Genomic DNA, 385 nt, shown 5'->3' with positions numbered 1-385 from the left:
CGTCCGTTTCATAGACGTAAGGCATCGCGATTCTTCTCTAGGTGTTCGATAACATCGGATTCATCCAGGCCGGTGGCCACCGGCGTCCCATCGGCGCGACCGCCGACGATCAGGTCGAAGCGTCCCGCCCGGCCGGTCAGGCAGAGGTCCGTGGGCGTCTGGCAGGCGCAGCCCTTGGCGCAGCCGGACAGGTGCACGCTGCCCGCTACCTGGCCGTTCAGCCGTTCGGCCAATTCCTGAGCCAGCCCCAGGGTCGCCACGCTGGCTTGCTCGCAGTAAGGCGCCCCCGGGCAGACCTGCATGGCCAGGCGCGGATCGCACTCGCTCTCCAGCAGCCCCGGCGGCGAAGGCGCCCCGACGGGAAAGCCCTCTACCAGCAGTCGTC

Annotated in this window: 1 pseudogene; it reads right to left on the bottom strand. The window is 68.6% G+C overall.

Annotated features, from left to right (window positions below):
* Nucleotides 1-8: 8 nt before the first annotated feature.
* Nucleotides 9-385: pseudogene (locus HOP53_RS21330) on the bottom strand (cobalamin biosynthesis protein CobG); the annotation flags it as partial.

The organism is Billgrantia ethanolica, from assembly GCF_021404305.1.
GTDB lineage: Bacteria > Pseudomonadota > Gammaproteobacteria > Pseudomonadales > Halomonadaceae > Halomonas > Halomonas ethanolica.
This window is presented reverse-complemented; position numbering and strand designations above follow the sequence as displayed.